The organism is Geobacter hydrogenophilus (assembly GCF_018501225.1).
Classification (GTDB): Bacteria; Desulfobacterota; Desulfuromonadia; order Geobacterales; family Geobacteraceae; genus Geobacter; species Geobacter hydrogenophilus.
The window spans coordinates 290,406-305,807 of record NZ_JAHCZI010000004.1 but is presented as its reverse complement, the minus strand read 5'-3'; the positions used below and the strand labels follow the sequence as shown (position 1 = coordinate 305,807).

General features: G+C 60.6%; 16 protein-coding genes and 3 tRNA genes. 7 read left to right on the top strand and 12 right to left on the bottom strand.

Annotation, left to right across the window (positions count from 1 at the left end):
• The first annotated feature begins 43 nt into the window (after positions 1–43).
• The 5 genes from KI811_RS09675 (at position 44) to nrfD (ending at position 4,029) form a co-directional block, all read left to right on the top strand.
• Positions 44–736, top strand: coding sequence for a peroxiredoxin-like family protein (locus KI811_RS09675; protein WP_214186270.1), 693 nt, complete (start codon positions 44–46; stop codon positions 734–736).
• On the top strand, positions 733–1,368 hold the full coding sequence (locus tag KI811_RS09670) for a carbonic anhydrase (RefSeq protein WP_214186269.1): 636 nt from the start codon (positions 733–735) through the stop codon (positions 1,366–1,368). The genes KI811_RS09675 and KI811_RS09670 overlap by 4 nt, the downstream gene beginning before the upstream one ends.
• Positions 1,369–1,506: 138 nt before the next feature.
• Positions 1,507–1,989 carry a cytochrome c3 family protein gene (locus KI811_RS09665; protein WP_214186268.1) on the top strand — a complete coding sequence of 161 codons (483 nt, stop codon included), beginning with the start codon at positions 1,507–1,509 and terminating at the stop codon, positions 1,987–1,989.
• Positions 1,982–2,755, top strand: a complete 774-nt coding sequence (locus tag KI811_RS09660) for a 4Fe-4S dicluster domain-containing protein (RefSeq protein ID WP_214186267.1) — start codon at positions 1,982–1,984, stop codon at positions 2,753–2,755. The genes KI811_RS09665 and KI811_RS09660 overlap by 8 nt, the downstream gene beginning before the upstream one ends.
• 2 nt (positions 2,756–2,757) lie before the next feature.
• Positions 2,758–4,029 carry an NrfD/PsrC family molybdoenzyme membrane anchor subunit gene (nrfD, locus tag KI811_RS09655; RefSeq protein WP_214186266.1) on the top strand — a complete coding sequence of 424 codons (1,272 nt, stop codon included), beginning with the start codon at positions 2,758–2,760 and terminating at the stop codon, positions 4,027–4,029.
• 81 nt (positions 4,030–4,110) lie between these two features.
• Here the strand turns inward: nrfD and KI811_RS09650 are convergent, their stop codons facing one another.
• The 10 genes from KI811_RS09650 to serS form a co-directional block, all read right to left on the bottom strand.
• Positions 4,111–4,548, bottom strand: coding sequence for a GSU0071 family protein (locus tag KI811_RS09650; protein WP_214186265.1), 438 nt, complete (start codon positions 4,546–4,548; stop codon positions 4,111–4,113).
• A 418-nt stretch (positions 4,549–4,966) separates the two neighbouring features.
• A complete protein-coding gene (locus KI811_RS09645; RefSeq protein ID WP_214186264.1) occupies positions 4,967–5,572 on the bottom strand; it encodes an OmpW family outer membrane protein in 606 nt (201 codons plus the stop codon).
• 40 nt (positions 5,573–5,612) lie between these two features.
• Positions 5,613–6,266, bottom strand: coding sequence for an isoprenoid biosynthesis glyoxalase ElbB (elbB, locus tag KI811_RS09640; protein WP_214186263.1), 654 nt, complete (start codon positions 6,264–6,266; stop codon positions 5,613–5,615).
• 170 nt (positions 6,267–6,436) lie between these two features.
• Entirely contained in the window at positions 6,437–6,946 is a 510-nt protein-coding gene (gene tadA, locus KI811_RS09635) for a tRNA adenosine(34) deaminase TadA (protein WP_214186262.1), read from the bottom strand.
• Between the two features lie 23 nt (positions 6,947–6,969).
• Complete coding sequence (locus KI811_RS09630; protein ID WP_214186261.1) at positions 6,970–8,073, bottom strand: hypothetical protein; 1,104 nt, start codon at positions 8,071–8,073, stop codon at positions 6,970–6,972.
• Positions 8,074–8,246: 173 nt separating this feature from the next.
• Positions 8,247–8,323, bottom strand: a tRNA-Arg gene (locus KI811_RS09625).
• 7 nt (positions 8,324–8,330) lie between these two features.
• On the bottom strand, positions 8,331–8,822 hold the full coding sequence (locus KI811_RS09620) for a DUF2155 domain-containing protein (RefSeq protein ID WP_214186260.1): 492 nt from the start codon (positions 8,820–8,822) through the stop codon (positions 8,331–8,333).
• A 49-nt stretch (positions 8,823–8,871) separates the two neighbouring features.
• Positions 8,872–8,964: transfer RNA gene (locus KI811_RS09615), tRNA-Ser, on the bottom strand.
• Positions 8,965–8,984: 20 nt separating this feature from the next.
• A tRNA-Ser gene (locus tag KI811_RS09610) sits at positions 8,985–9,070 on the bottom strand.
• Positions 9,071–9,173: 103 nt separating this feature from the next.
• The gene (serS, locus tag KI811_RS09605) at positions 9,174–10,445 is read right to left on the bottom strand and encodes a serine--tRNA ligase (RefSeq protein ID WP_214186259.1); all 1,272 of its coding nucleotides are present in this window, start codon (positions 10,443–10,445) and stop codon (positions 9,174–9,176) included.
• A gap of 89 nt (positions 10,446–10,534) precedes the next feature.
• Here serS and KI811_RS09600 point away from each other — a divergent pair, with 89 nt between their 5' ends.
• Positions 10,535–11,584 carry a CapA family protein gene (locus KI811_RS09600; RefSeq protein ID WP_214186256.1) on the top strand — a complete coding sequence of 350 codons (1,050 nt, stop codon included), beginning with the start codon at positions 10,535–10,537 and terminating at the stop codon, positions 11,582–11,584.
• A gap of 22 nt (positions 11,585–11,606) precedes the next feature.
• Positions 11,607–12,143 (top strand): RNA 2',3'-cyclic phosphodiesterase, encoded by a 537-nt coding sequence (thpR, locus tag KI811_RS09595; RefSeq protein WP_214186255.1) that lies wholly within the window; start codon positions 11,607–11,609, stop codon positions 12,141–12,143.
• An 89-nt stretch (positions 12,144–12,232) separates the two neighbouring features.
• On the opposite strand, the gene dnaJ is transcribed toward thpR, so the two are convergent.
• Together dnaJ and dnaK are read right to left on the bottom strand one after the other, a co-directional pair.
• Positions 12,233–13,351: a molecular chaperone DnaJ gene (dnaJ, locus tag KI811_RS09590; RefSeq protein WP_214186254.1), complete on the bottom strand. Its 1,119-nt coding sequence runs from the start codon at positions 13,349–13,351 to the stop codon at positions 12,233–12,235.
• A 101-nt stretch (positions 13,352–13,452) separates the two neighbouring features.
• Positions 13,453–15,369: a molecular chaperone DnaK gene (gene dnaK / locus KI811_RS09585; protein WP_214186253.1), complete on the bottom strand. Its 1,917-nt coding sequence runs from the start codon at positions 15,367–15,369 to the stop codon at positions 13,453–13,455.
• Positions 15,370–15,402 lie beyond the last annotated feature (33 nt).

Genomic DNA, 15,402 nt, shown 5'->3' with positions numbered 1-15,402 from the left:
CAGACTACGCAGTGCCTGTCGGCCCCTGCACGGGAGGCGGCCCATGGACGGTGAGCAGCCGACCTTCATTTTCGAGCTCCAGAAGGAGCTTGACGCGATTCGGGAAAACTTCAGGGCAACGGCATCTCCCGACGTCGTTACCGCCATGGAGCGGTCTGCGGAGGAACTCATCCGCACCGGGATTGTGGAACGGGCACTGCACGTGGGCTCCCCTGCACCGGATTTTGCCCTCCCCAACGCCGTGGGGCGGGAAGTCCGCCTCTCGTCAGTCACAGCCCGGGGTCCGTCGGTAATCACCTTCTACCGCGGAGCCTGGTGACCCTACTGCAGCCTGCAGTTGCGGGCCTATCAGAAAATCCTCCCTCAGCTCAAGTTACTGGGGGGAGAGCTCCTCGCCATCTCTCCCCAGACCCCTGACAAGACCCAGGCGACCCTCCTCAAGAACTTCCTCGAATACGAGGTTTTGAGCGACGTGGGGAACCGTGTCGCGCAACGTTTCGGCCTCGTCTACCCGGTGGGCGCCGAGGTGCGGCGGATTTACCAGGGCTTCGGCGTCGACCTGGCCGAGTACAACGGCGACGACTCCTGGGAACTCCCTCTCCCCGGCACTTTCGTCATCGACCGGACCATGACCGTCCGGCTTTCCTTTGTGGATGCAGACTATACCCGGCGCCTGGAGCCCGCCGCGATCCTCGACACCCTCCGGGCCATGCGGGATGAGGGGGGTATTCCGTGATTACTACGCTTCTGGAAGGAAACCGGCGCTTCGTGGCCGAAACGTTCGAGAAGGAGAAGGAGTTGTTTGTCGAACTGACGCGGGGGCAGAAACCGACGGTTCTCTGGATCGGTTGCTCCGACTCGCGGGTGCCGGTCAACACCATCACCCAGACCAAGGCCGGCGAGGTCTTCGTCCACCGCAACGTGGGGAATATCGTTGCCGCCAACGACTGGAACCTCTCCGCTGTCCTGGAATTCTCCATCAATCATCTGAAGATTCCCGACATCGTCATCTGCGGCCACTACGGCTGCGGCGGCATTCAGGCCCTCGACGAGGAAAACAGCGACGACAAGTACATCCCCATCTGGCTCATCAACGCCTACAAGGCAAAGGAACGGGTCGATGAAAAGCTCCGGGCGCTGCACATCGACATTCCCCATGAGCAGCGGATGAAGCTGATCGTGGAGGAGAACGTCCGCCTCCAACTGGAGCACCTGCGCGAATACCCCTTTGTCCGCAGGGCCGTGGAAGAGGGAAAACTGACCCTTAACGGCTGGGTCTACGACATGGGAAACGGCGAGATCAGAATAGTTGCCACCGAGAGTGCGCCAAAGATCGGGAAGGGGACGTGCAGCATTAAAATAAAATAACGCTGTTATATTTTTCAACAAATTTGCAAGCCAGCCTATTGCAATAGCCTTTCACTACTTATACAATCAACAAAACACAACATCAAAACCGGTTTAACGATCAGCTTTTCCTTCAACATCTCTCAAGGAGGCAACCCGGTGAAAAGTCATGTCTGGCGCCCCCTGTTCGTAGCTCTCGGTCTCGTCATCCTCATCCTCGTTGCCAGGGCCTTCGTGGTTCCCGCGGATTTCGGCATCGGAGAGCGGGGCTACATGTACGGCTGGCACCGCAAGGGAAACGAGGAGGAGTGGAAGAAGGTCTCGGTCAAGTACAAGACCAAGGCCTACTGCAAGGAATGCCACGGGAAGAAGGTGGAGAGCATCGGCCGCTCCCCCCACGGCGTCCTGCAGTGTGAAAACTGTCACGGCCCGGCCCTGGACCACCCGAAAGACCCGCCAACCCTCACCATCGACCGCAGCCGCAAGCTCTGCATCCGGTGCCACGCCAAGCTCGTCACGCCATCCAGCGGCAGGTCGAAGATCCGAGGTATCGATCCCGAGACCCACAACCCCGAGGCCGAATGCAGCCTCTGCCACGACCCCCACCACCCGAACCTGGAGGAGTTGAAACGCCATGAATAGACGCGAGTTTCTCAAGCGGAGCATGGTTGTCGTGGCTGGCATGGCGGTGCCGGCGGCGGCCCTGCACCTCATCGACCCGAAACAGCTTCTGGCGGCGAAGCCGGACCTCCGCTGGGCCTTCCTGGTGGATGCCTACAAGTGCGTCGGCTGCGGCTTCTGCGTCAAGGCGTGCAAGCTGGAGAACGAGGTCCCCTATGAGGCCAATGTCTCCCGCACCTGGGTGGAGCGCTATGTGGTGAAGAAGGACGGCGAAGTTCTGATCGACTCCCCCAAGGCGGCCCGGGATGGCTTCACCACGAAGAAAATCGAAGTGGGGGAAGGGAAGTTCCGGGAGGTGAAGGACGAGGAGATCGAGAAGGCCTTCTTTGTGCCGAAGCTCTGCAACCAGTGCGAGAATCCCCCCTGCGTCCAGGTCTGCCCCGTGGGGGCCACCTACTCCACCGCCGACGGGGTGGTGCTCGTGGACCGGAAGTGGTGCATCGGCTGCGGCTACTGCATCATGGGGTGCCCCTACGGGGTCCGCTTCTTCCACCCGGTCCACAAGACAGCGGAGAAATGCAACTTCTGCTACCACCGAATCAGCAAGGGGATGAAGTCGGCCTGCGTCGACGCCTGCCCCTTCGGGGCCCGGCAGATCGGAAACCTCCGGGACCCCAATGACCCGGTCACCAAGGTCATCATGACCGAGCGGGTCGGCATCCTCAAGGAGGAGTACGGAACCAAGCCCCAGGTCTACTACATCGGCCTGTCCAAGGAGGTACGCTAGCCATGCTGCATGGGGAAGCCTGGACCGTCAAGGAGCTCTTCGTCTATCCCAACGAGTACATCTACTGGACCATCCAGATCGTCATGTATCCGTTCCTCACCGGCCTCGTGGCCGGGGCCTTCGTGCTGTCGTCCCTCTACCACGTCTTCGGAGTCACGAAGCTGAAGGAGATCGCCCGTTTCTCCCTGGTCTTTTCCTTCGCCCTGCTCCCCTGCGCCCCCATGCCGCTCCTCCTCCACCTCCAGCAGCCCCAGCGGAACCTCAATGTCCTCATGACCCCCCACTTCACCTCGGCCATCGCCGCCTTCGGGATCGTCTTCCTCACCTACGGGATGATCGTCGCCTCGGAACTCTGGTTCGTCTACCGTGGTTACTTCGTCACCACCGCCTTGAAGCTGCGCCAGAAGCCCAATCGCACTCTCTCCGAAACCGTCCTCATGAGCCTCTACTCGATCCTCGTGATGGGGGCCTGGGACGTGAGCCACCACGCCCTGGAGCAGGACGAGAAGGCGGTGAAGATCCTGGCCGCGGTCGGCATTCCCGTGGCCTGCTTTCTCCATGGCTACGCCGGCTTCATCTTCGGCTCGGTGAAGGCCAACGCCCTCTGGATGACGCCGCTCATGCCGGTCATCTTCATATGCTCGGCGGTGGTCTCGGGGATCGCCCTCTGCATCCTTACCTACGTCATCACCATGGAGCTGAGAAAACTCATCATTACCTGGCGGCGGAAGGAGAACCCCTCCCTCCCCTCCCCTGGCGAACTGGGGGGGGTGGAGACCCAGGTGGTGACGATGACCTCCAGGTATCTCATCATGTTCCTCATTCTCGCCATCACCCTGGAGCTTCTCGACCTGATCTTCCGGGGGTATACGGCGGTCAAGTCGTGGGACATCCTCCGGAGCGTCATCTACGGCAAGGACTTCACCGCCATCTTCATCCTCCAGTACGGGCTCGGAAACCTGGTCCCCTTCATCCTCTTCCTCCTGCCGGGTCTCACGGTCCGCCGGGCCGTGGTCGGGACGATCCTCGTCCTCTTCGGGGTCTTCATGATGCGGTGGAACGTGGTCATTGGCGGCCAGGCCTTCTCCGCCTCCTTTGCCGGGTTCATGCACTACCACATGCCGATCTGGCCCCACGACATGGAGACCTTCAAGGAGGGGCTCTTCGGCGCCCTCATGGTGGGCTCTATCCCCTTCGCCCTCTTCTGGCTCCTTTCCCGCATCTTCCCGATCTTCGACCTGAAGGAGAGCCCACCATCTTCTTCTCGGCACTAAAAAAGGGCGGCACACAGCCGCCCTCCAACAGAAACGTAGTCTGAATCTCCGCAACCATCGCTGCGGGCACCCTTTTCGACCTTACGCCAAGGTTTTTGCTTCCCCTTCGACGATCTCGATGATCTCCCGGTAGATGGCGATCATGACCCCGATCTCGCGCCACTTCTTCGCAACCATCCGAAGCAGAGAAAAGGCGTGGACCAGTGTGCCGGAGAAAATGAAAATTCCGGCAGTGCGGGTCTCCTCATTTCCCATCATGTAACAGGAGACAACCCCCACCGTGATCATGGAGGCAAGCCACGCCAGTTCCGGCCCCTTGAAGGGGTTTTCCATGAGCGTCAGGAAGTCAACATAGTAGCGGGAGAGCCCCCGCACCTTCTTGAGGAATTCGGTCAGCTCGTCCCCTGCATATTTCAGGTATGCATAGGCGATAAACCGGTCCGTAGCCGACTTCTTCCCTGTTTTCATCCGTTCGTTCACGTACTTGTCAATGGCCTCATCGATGACTGTCGTGTCCATAATCCCACCCCTCTGTCTACTTTTCCCTCTTGTGCGTCTAACGAGTCGGGATAATTCCCCGCAATGCTGGCTATGCAATGAATGGCGTTTTGCATAGATTAATCTACACAAATCGTGCCAGCAGTTACACACTCCGCATCCATGGGCTTTTGCTCAGTAGTTACAGGCAGTTCGGACAACGCTTCACATGTGTATATTATTTTACTACGCTTTCGTATTTTGCAGCGTATCAGGCTACATTATATTTCTATTATCCTGCGGATCGTTACGCGGCGGGCATTTGCAGATGGTGCGAGGATGGTGTCGGGGAACGGAGCATTTTGCAGCGATGCGAAGTGCCCCGTCACATTTTCGTAGCGCTGCAAAAAAGGAGGGAGGTTTCGAAAGGGCGGCCAGGACCGCCCCTCCGAAAATGATGCTAATTGAAGAAAAATCTTACCCCGACGGTACTGGCAACGCCGCTCGGGTCAAAATTTCCTGATCTGCCTTCCGCCGACATGTCGACCTCGGGGGCAATAACTCCCTTGACCTCGGCGTTCAAAACAAGCTGCCTGGTGACAAAGTAGTCAACGCCGCCGTTGATATGTACCCCCACGCCCGTGTCCACATGGGCCTTTGTTCCCGAAGGACGAGTATAATCACTCAGCAGGACGTCGAGTCCCCCCCCTGCGTAAGGGACGAACTTGGACTGCGGCAGCAGGAAACGATAGTGCCCCCCCAGGGAAATGTTCACGACCTCAAAGTCTCCCTCGTCCCCCCCCGAAACCCGGTTCGAGCCGAATTCGGTATGGGTCACCTCGATCTCAGCCGCCACGTTGTCGGTAATGCCATAGATCACCCCTCCGCCGCCGATGAATCCGACATCCGTCTCCAGCTTGCGGTCATCGAAATCACTCTCAGCGGGGACAATGAATCCGAGCCGCCCCGTGATGCCAATCCTCCCCTTGATGCTGTCGGCCAGGGCGGTGCCGCTGATGCCGGCAACAGCCACAGCAATCCCTGCCACAATCAACAATCGCTTCATCCCTTTCTCCTCCTTGATCAGATATGCTGGCGAACCGTCCTCACGCCATGTCGATGACCGCTTTCACGGTCTTTTCTATTCCCTCGGCCGACTCGGATATGCGGTTGGCGAGCATGTAGGCAGGGGTACTGACAATTCTGTGTTCCCGGTCCACCACAAATTCCGTCACCGGGCACGTGACATGCTCACTGCCGGTTTCGGCAATGGCCGCCGCAGTGCCGGCATCGGTCCCGATGGTCAGCTTCGGCCTATAGTCATGGCCAAGGGTTGCGGCAATCAGTGCTGGGGCGATGCAGATGGCCCCAATGGGCTTCTTCGCAACGGCCATCTCCCGTATAAGCCTCGCCACCTCGGGATGAATGGAGGCACTTGCCCCTTTTTCAGCGAAATTGCAGAGGTTTTTTGCTGCCCCATAGCCGCCGGGGAAGATGACAGCATCCAGGTCGACAGCCGCAATCTCAGCCACGTTCCTGATTTTGCCCCGCGCGATCCGGGCCGACTCCACAAGGGTATTGCGGGTAGCGCCGGTCTCCTGGGAGGTGAGATGATTCACTTCGCGGAATTCCATGTCGGGAGCCAGACATACCGCCTCGGCACCATTTCGGTCAATGGCGAGCAACGTAAGAACCGCCTCGTGAATCTCGCTACCGTCGTAAACACCACAGCCGGAAAGTACAACACCAATCCTCTTCATGCATTCCCTCCTTGTTCTCATTGTGGGGGTGGCGGAAGCCGAACGTATCTGGCGTGAATTGCAGTAATGGGGAGTCACCAAAGTGTAATCCCACTCTTCCCTCTCCGCAAGGGCGATTTTGCGCGCAGTGGATTGTCGTGAACAGGAGGAAAGGGGTTGCAGGAAGGAGATTAGAGGGGCGATGCCTGACGGGCACCTTTTTTCCGTTTGCGCAGATCGGCGAAAAAACCGCTCAGAATCGTCGAGCACTCCTCTTCCCGCACCCGGGGAGTGAGTTCAACCCGATGATTGAGCCGACGGTCATCGGAGAGGTCGTAGAGGGAGCCGGCCGCGCCACCCTTGGGGTCATGGCAGCCAAAGACCACCCGGTCAAACCGGGAGAGAATGACGGCCCCCATGCACATGAGACACGGCTCCAAGGTCACGTAGAGAACGCATCCCGTAAGGCGCCAGCACCCGAGTCGCCTGGCAGCCTGGCGAATGGCTATCATCTCGGCGTGGGCCGAGGGGTCCTGCTTATTTTCCCGCAGGTTGTGCCCACGACCGATTACTGTGCCATTTCTGACAACGACAGCTCCAATAGGGACCTCGTCCCGGGCAGCGGCCTTTTCCGCCTCCCGCAGGGCCTTCCCCATCCAGTAGCTGTCGTCCCGCACTCCCTCGGCTTTACGACGAACCATCCGGTCCGGTTCCTCTCCGTCGGTTATTGATACTGAACGTACAAGGGCTTCGGATCCAACAGGAGCACCTCGCGAGGGGTCATCATCGGGTCTCCCTTCTTGGTGTCATTGTGGTAGAAGAGCTTGAACCCCGTATACTGGACCGGCTCTGCCACGATATAGTCGGCGTAGGAATCGCGCTTCAGTGAAGGTGCACCCCAGCCGTCCATGTGCATGACGATCTGCACTTCAGGTCGGAGGGTGATTTTGCGTGCATTGGTGACGCCGTTGCGGGTAAAGCGATGTACCGTCAGCACCTTGGGAGGGAGGTTATTGGTCTTTACCAGACGGCTGAGATACTCGGTGACGTAGTTGATATCGGCAGCATCGTAGGTGCCGATTTTCGTCCCCGGCTTCGCCCCGCTTTTGACAAGGTTAAATTCGGGATCGATTCCCAGATGAACGTCGGGATTTTTCAGGATCCACTCGAAGCGCGGCAGAAGCGTCCTGATGTTCTCGTGCCCCGTCTGGATATCGATGAACATGAGGGCATTGGCCTCCCGCGCCCAACCATGCACCTGATTCACCACGTCATCCGGCATGACCATCCGGTATTTGCCGCTCTTGCCAGGGCCACCCTGGGCTACCACTGCAATAAGATGAAGGGCCGGTTGCACCGGCTTCGAGGGGTCAGCCTTTTCCCATCGGGACACCTCTTCCTTCAAGCGCCGCAGCATGTCATCCTTCGGATGCTCGCCCAGTGCCCCCATCCTCTTTGAAAGCGGATTTCCGTAATAGGCAACGATGCGCCTAGCGGGAAGGATCGCCCCCGGCAACGGGTTGGGGCTCTTCACGGGCCATCCGGCCTGTGCGGCCACCTCGGGGTTCTCGCCGGTCCGGTACCGGTTCTTCGGCGTGGCAACTCTCGAGCTGGAAACAGGTTTAAAGCGCGGTGCCTCTGGTTGGGGAGGAGGAGCAACCGTCATCTTTCCGTCAATCGCCGTTGGTTCCAGTGTCTCAACGGAACGACTGTTCTCCTGTTGTGCCTTGTTGAACTTACATCCTGGCAGAACGGGCAGCAGGAAAAGAATACCGCACGCCGCAACGGCAACAATCCGGCGCCGCATGTATGGGATAACGAATTTCACATATGACTCCATCAAAAGAACTGTAGCTGTGAACAACTCACAATGATAAGATTAGCAGGTTTCATACCATTTCGACCACATTCATCGCACAGTCGATCCCCGCTGCCGGGTGGGCGACCCACGCCTGAAAAGAAGAGGGGTTACGGCTCTTGCCGTAACCCCTCGTGTAAAAATGGCGCGCTCGAAGAGATTCGAACTCCTGACCCCCAGATTCGTAGTCTGGTGCTCTATCCAGCTGAGCTACGAGCGCGCATGCATTAACTGGCGGGAATGAAATCCACCAGCGTAAAACCGTACTTGGGATGACTGAATGAATGGGTCGTCGGATACAGCGAAAAAAGCCATCCCTTGAAAACTTCTTTTCCACCTTCAAGGATCCGAATCTGGGCTGCCGGGTTTTTCGGCTCATTGGACTGGGACGTCAGCGTCGTTCCATCCATGGTAAATTGGGGGAGGAACGTGTCCACCGCAATGGTAAGGCCCGAACCGGGAATTGCAAGCTGAGAGCCGATATTTACCGTGTAGACGGTTTCCTTGTTGTCACCCTTATCCGTGACGGCGATCTTGACCGCTTTCCACTTCCCTTTGACGCTTTCAGGGACGACAACTACCGATTCTTTCTTTTTTGTTGCCGCCTCCCCATGGGGGGATGCCATTCCCTCAGGCTTTGCTTCTTCCTTCTTGCTGCAGCCAGCAACCGCTGCCATTACCATGGCAACTACCACAAAGAGCCTGAAAACCGACCCCACAAGGCCTCCTAAATCCGAATCGCGCCGGCACCGCCGTCGCGCTGTCAACTGGCGGAGAGAGAGGGATTCGAACCCTCGATACCGGTTTCCCAGTATACTCGCTTAGCAGGCGAGCGCCTTCGACCTACTCGGCCATCTCTCCCTTAAACTCATATCTGATAATGGCGGAGGAGGTAGGATTCGAACCCACGGAACTTTCGTTCAACGGTTTTCAAGACCGCCGCCTTAAACCACTCGGCCACTCCTCCGGGAGTCCAACCGATCCAACCTAATTATCCGCCATACGTAGCCACACGGAACGTTCTGTTTAGCATACTTTCCGGGGTCACGCAATTAATTTTTTCACCACTCCTAACGGCCGATGCTTGAACATCCTCCCATATAGGGCCTCAACACCTCGGGAACCACCACGGTACCGTCCTCCTGCTGGTAATTCTCAAGGATGGCAACCAGGGTCCGGCCAACAGCAAGCCCTGAGCCGTTCAGGGTATGGACGAATTCGGGCTTGGCCTTGTCGTCCTCACGGAAGCGTATCGATGCCCGGCGAGCCTGGAAGTCCTCGAAGTTGCTGCATGACGAAATCTCCCGGTAGGTATCCTGGGCCGGGAGCCACACCTCGATGTCATAGGTCTTGGCGGCCGAGAATCCCATATCGCCGGTGCAGAGCTCCACCACCCGGTAGTGGAGACCGAGCTGGCGGAGCACCTCCTCGGCATTGGCAAGAAGCCGTTCCAACTCCACATAGGAGGTGGAGGGATGGGTGAACTTGACCAGTTCCACCTTGTTGAACTGGTGCTGGCGGATCAACCCCCGCACGTCCTTACCGTAGGAGCCCGCCTCCTTCCGGAAGCAGGGGGTGTAGGCGGTGTAGGAGATGGGGAGATCACTCCCCTTCAAAATCTCCCCTCGGTGGATATTGGTTACCGGCACCTCGGCGGTGGGGATCAGGTAGTAGTCGGTGTCAGCCAGGCGAAAGAGGTCTTCCTCGAACTTGGGGAGTTGGCCGGTGCCGGTCATGCTTTCGCGGTTGACCATGAACGGCGGGAGAGTTTCCTCGTAGCCGTGCCGCTCCGTATGGAGGTCGAGCATGAAGTTGATGAGCGCCCGCTCAAGCCGGGCACCGGCACCGCGGTAGAGGGTGAAGCGGGCGCCGGTGAGTTTGGCCCCCCGCTCGAAATCGAGGATACCGAGACCTTCCCCCACCTCCCAGTGGGGCTTCGGAGTGAACCCGAAGCGGGGAGGCTCGCCCCACTTCCGCACCTCCCGATTGTCGGCCTCGGAGGCACCGACCGACACCGATTCGTGGGGAATATTGGGGATCGTCAGGAGGACCGCCTGGAGTTCGTCGTCGACCCCCCGGAGCTCCTCATCGAGGGCCTTGATTCTGGCGGAGACTTCGCGCATCTCTGCGATGCGGGGCTGGGCCTGGCTCTTGTCTTTGATCCTGCTGATCTCTTCGGAGGCGGCATTGCGCACCGCCTTGAGGGATTCGGCTTCGCGAAGGAGCTCGCGACGGCGGGAGTCCAGCTCCCGGAACCGGTCCAAGGTCACCGCGCCACCCCGGGTGGCAAGACGCTGTTCGACAAACTCGAAATTTTCCCGCAGGTGTTTGGGGTCAAGCATGGATAAGTCCTTTACTTTTCAGGCATTAAAGCTATAGTTCTTAGCATCCGTATCCCCAAGAGTCAACCGTTTTCCCCCTCGGAGCTCCCATGCGCCAAGTCCGGCTTATGCTTGCCGCCATCGTCACCCTCCTTGCCATCCCAGCCTTCGGCGCCGAGGGAATCGTCATCACCTGCGTCGGCGACATCATGCTCGCCGGCAGCGCCACACCGACCCTCTCCCGGTCGGGATACGACCACCCCTTCGCAAAGACGGCCCAGGAGCTTCGGCGGGGCGACATCGCCATGGGGAACCTTGAGGCCCCCCTCACGCGGCGGGGGAGCGAGTTCAGGGACAAGACATACCGCTTCCGGACAAACCCCATCGCCGCTGCAGCCTTGAAACGGGCCGGCTTCTCGGTCCTCACCCTGGCCAACAACCACATGATGGATTACGGGGATGAGGGGCTCCAGGACACCCTGGCTACCCTCTCCCGCCACGGCATTGTCCACACGGGCGCCGGGGAGTCCCTGGCCGAGGCCCGCCGGGAGGCGATGGTCCTTGTGCGGGGGAAGCGGGTCGCCTTCCTCGCCTATTCCCTCACCTTTCCGGCGGAGTTCTTTGCCGGCGCGAACCGGGCCGGTACCGCCCCCGGCTACGCGCCTTACATCCGAGAGGATATTCGGCGGGTGAAGACTGAGGCGGATTACGTGGTGGTCTCGTTCCACTGGGGGGCGGAGCGGGCGGAGTTTCCGAAGCAGTACCAGATGGAGACTGCCCGACTGGCCATTGATGCCGGCGCCGACGCTATCATCGGCCACCATCCCCACGTGCTGCAGGGACTCGAATTCTACTGGGGAAAGCCGATTCTCTACAGCCTCGGCAACTTCGCCTTCGGCAGCCGGAGCATCGCCGCCGACCGGAGCGTCATGGCGCGGCTGACCCTATCCGATGACGGGTGCGCGGTGGACTTGATCCCCCTGAACGTTCTCTATGGGGAGACCCGCTACCAGCCCGGCATCCTTTCGGGGCGCAAGGGAGCGGAGGTTATTGAGCGGCTGAGCCGGCTGTCGGAGCCCTTCGGCACAGTGATTTCCGGGTCAGGCGGGCGCTTCAGGGCAAGAGCGTCCGGAGCCGACCAGCGCATCGCTGCCCGCTGACAGAGCGGAAAGGAAGCGCGTCATGCGCCTGTTCGTGGCAATCGATCTTCTGGACGAGGTCAGACAGTCGGTGGCAGACATCTGCCGGGGAGTCACAGGAGTGCGGTGGCTGCCGCCGGACCAGCTCCACCTGACCCTCCGGTTCATCGGGGAGGCGGACGATGCCGTCAACGCGGCGATCCGCCGCGGCCTGGCGGAAATCACCTCTCCCCCCTTCCCTCTTTCCGTCCAGGGGGTGGGCTGCTTCCCTTCCCCCCGGCGCCCGCGGGTTCTCTGGGTGGGACTCAGCGGCGGCGACCCCCTCAAACGGCTTCAGCAAAAGGTAGAGGCAGCGGTAGTGACGGCCGGAATCCCGTCGGAAGAGCGCCCCTTCTCCCCCCACATCACCCTGGCCCGACTGCGGGAACACCGGGAGGGAGACGTCGCCTCCTTTCTGGCGCAACATGCCTCCTTCCACTGCGAACCGTTCACGGTCGACGCATTCCACCTCTATTCGAGCATCCTTACGGCAAAGGGAGCCATCCACCGGCGCGAGGCGAGCTATCCCCTTGCGGGGTGAGCGGGATCAGTTGAAGAGCAGGAAGAGAGAGCTGAACAAAAAAGCGCGGCCGCCATCCGGAGGGGATGGCGGCCGCAGTCGTTGGCGGGTCAGCTGAAGAGGTCCATGACCTTGTCGAAGAAATTCTTCTTCATGGGGTGGGCATCCTCGCCGCTGATGCGGGCGAATTCTTCCAAGAGTTCCCGCTGGCGCTTGTTGAGGTTGGAGGGGGTTTCCACCTTGACGACCACCATCTGGTCGCCCCGGCCGTATCCCTGGAGTTGGGGAACTCCCTTCCCCCGCAGCCGGAAGATCCTCCCCGACTGGGTCCCCTCGGGGACCTTCATGGAGACCTTACCGTCGAGGGTCGGCACCTCCATCTCGCACCCCAGGGCCGCCTGGACGAAGCTGATGGGAATCTCGCAGATGACGTCGTTCTCCTCCCGGGTGAAGATGGGGTGCTCCTTCACGGCAATGGCTATGTAGAGATCGCCGTTTCCTCCCCCCTTGGCCCCCTGTCCCCCCTCGCCGGTCATCTTGAGGCGGGTGCCGGTCTCGACCCCGGCGGGCACCTTTACCGAGAGGGTTTTGGTGTCCCGCACCATGCCGTTCCCCCGACAGGTGGGACACGGGTTCTCCACCACGCGTCCCTCGCCGTTGCAGTGGCTGCAGGTCTTGCTGACACTGAAGAACCCCTGCTGGAACCGGACCTGGCCGGCGCCGCGGCAGGTGGGGCAGACCTTGGGCTCGGTGCCGGGCTTGGCGCCGCTGCCGCCGCACTCGCCGCACCGCTTGCCGAAGGGGACCTGGATCTCCCTCTCCACGCCAAAGGCGGCCTCCTCGAAGGTGAGCTCCAGGTTGTACTGGAGGTCGTCCCCCCGCCGTCCCCGGCTCCCTCTTGGACGCCCCCCGAAGATATCGCCGAAAATGTCGCCAAAGATGTCTCCAAAGGGGGTTCCGGCGCCAAAGCCACCGAAGCCGCCGGAGGAAAAGCCCCCTGCCCCGAGGCCGGCATGGCCGAACTGGTCGTACTGGGCCCGCTTCTGGGAGTCGGAGAGGACCTCGTAGGCCTCCGTGATCTCCTTGAACTTCTCCTCGGCTTCCTTGTCCCCGGAGTTCTTGTCCGGGTGATACTGGATTGCCAGCTTGCGGAATGCCTTTTTGATCTCGGTATCCGACGCGTTGCGGTGGACTTCGAGGACCTCGTAGTAGTCGCGTTTTTCTGCCAAGGGATATCCTTTGGGGCAAACGGCTCAGGGCCAGAGACGGCAGGGTGATTCAGCTTCCCCCTGCGCCCCTGGCCCTTCAGCCTTCAGCCGGTGATGTTTGATTACTTCTTGTCGTCCTTCACTTCTTCAAAGTCGGCGTCAACCACCTTCTCGCCACCCTTGGCGCCGGTATCGCCGGCGGCCTCGGCACCGGGCTGCGCCGCACCCTCGGCCTGGGTCTTGGCGTAGACCGCCTCGGCCAGCTTGTGGGATGCCTGGGTCAGGGCGTCGGTGGCCTGCTTGATGGCGTCGACGTCGTCCCCTTCCATGGCCTTCCTGAGGGCTGCCACGGCCTCTTCGATCTTTTTCTTCCCGTCGTCGCCGATCTTGTCGCCGTACTCCTTGAGGGACTTCTCGGTGGAGTAGGCCAGGGTGTCGGCGTGGTTTCGGGCCTCGATCAGCTCCCGCTTCTTCTTGTCCTCGGCCGCATGGGACTCGGCCTCCCGGACCATCTTGTCGATCTCCTCCTTGGAGAGGCCCGAGGAGGCGGTGATCCGGATCGACTGCTCCTTGCCGGTGCCGAGGTCCTTGGCCGACACGTGGACGATGCCGTTGGCGTCGATGTCGAAGGTGACCTCGATCTGGGGGACGCCGCGGGGTGCAGGCGGAATGCCGGTCAGTTCGAAGTTGCCGAGAGTCTTGTTGTCGGAGGCCATCTCCCGCTCCCCCTGGAGGACATGGATGGTGACCGCCGGCTGGTTGTCGCTGGCCGTGGAAAAGACCTGGGACTTCCGACAGGGGATGGTGGTGTTCTTGTCGATGAGCCGGGTCATGACGCTGCCGAGGGTCTCGATACCCAGGGAGAGCGGCGTCACGTCCAGCAGGAGCACGTCCTTCACGTCACCCCGGAGGACCCCGCCCTGGATGCCGGCGCCGATGGCAACGACTTCATCAGGGTTCACCCCTTTGTTGGGGGCCTTGCCGAAGATCTCCTGGACCCGCTTCTGGACGGCCGGCATCCGGGTCATGCCGCCCACCAGGATCACCTCGTCCACCTCGGACGGGGAGAGTCCGGCATCCTTGAGGGCGGTGCGGCAGGGGCCTTCCAGCTTGTCGAGGAGCTCGGCGCAGAGGGCCTCCAGCTTGGCCCGGGAAAGCTTCATGGTCAGGTGCTTGGGACCGGTGGCGTCGGCGGTTATGAACGGCAGGTTGATGTCGGTCTCCATGGAGGAGGAGAGCTCGCACTTGGCCTTCTCGGCCGCCTCCTTCAGGCGCTGGAGGGCCATCTTGTCCCCCCGCAGGTCGATCCCCTGCTCCTTCTTGAACTCGTCGGCGATCCAGTCGATGACCCGCTGGTCGAAGTCCTCGCCCCCCAGGAAGGTGTCGCCGTTGGTGGACTTCACCTCGAAGACCCCGTCACCCAGTTCGAGGATGGAGATGTCGAAGGTACCCCCCCCCAGGTCGAACACGGCGATCTTCTCGTCCTTCTTCTTGTCGAGGCCATAGGCCAGGGCTGCAGCGGTGGGCTCGTTGATGATCCGCAGGACGTTGAGCCCCGCGATCTTGCCGGCGTCCTTGGTGGCCTGGCGCTGGGAGTCGTTGAAGTAGGCCGGCACGGTGATGACCGCGTCGGTGACCGTCTCCCCCAGGTAGTCCTCGGCGGTCTTCTTCATCTTCTGGAGCACGATGGCCGAAATCTCGGGAGGGGAGTACATCTTGCCCCGCACATCCACCCAGGCGTCGCCGTTGTCGGCCTTGACGATCTTGAAGGGGGAGATGGAAATGTCCTTGCGGACCTCTTCGGTGTCGAACTTGCGGCCGATGAGGCGCTTGATGGCGAAAAGGGTGTTCTCCGGGTTGGTGACCGCCTGGCGCTTGGCCTGCTGCCCCACCAGCCGCTCGCCGCTCTCGGCGAAGGCCACCATGGACGGGGTGGTGCGGCTTCCTTCGGAGTTGGCTATGACAACGGGCTCCCCCCCCTCCATGATGGCGACGCAGGAGTTGGTGGTACCCAGGTCGATACCGATGACTTTGCTCATGTAACTGTTCCTCCTTTAGTGTGTCTCTGAGAC